The organism is Pantoea sp. SIMBA_079, assembly GCF_046940275.1.
In the GTDB taxonomy this organism is placed as follows: Bacteria; Pseudomonadota; Gammaproteobacteria; order Enterobacterales; family Enterobacteriaceae; genus Pantoea; species Pantoea borealis.
In genome coordinates this window covers 1-273 of the sequence record NZ_JAWRYR010000278.1, presented here as the reverse complement: position 1 = coordinate 273, position 273 = coordinate 1, and the positions used below count along the sequence as shown (strand labels likewise).

At 60.1% G+C, this 273-nt stretch carries 1 protein-coding gene; it reads left to right on the top strand.

Annotated features, from left to right (window positions below):
- The coding region (locus tag SB719_RS20010; RefSeq protein ID WP_412159718.1) for a GAF domain-containing protein at positions 1-273 on the top strand (273 nt) is incomplete at both ends.

Genomic DNA, 273 nt, shown 5'->3' with positions numbered 1-273 from the left:
ACCTGGCTCAGCTTCGTCTCGGCCAGGGTCTGGTCGGCACGATTGCTGCAAGCGCCCGTCCGCTCAACCTGACCGATGCGCAGAGCCATCCAGCCTTCGCCTATCTCCCGGAAACAGGGGAAGAGGCCTATAATTCCTTCCTTGGCGTTCCCGTCCTTCGCGCTGGCCGCACTTTGGGCGTTCTTGTCGTCCAGAACAAGACCAAGCGGGCTTATCGCGAAGACGAGGTCGAAGCACTTGAAACCACCGCCATGGTCCTTGCCGAAATCATCG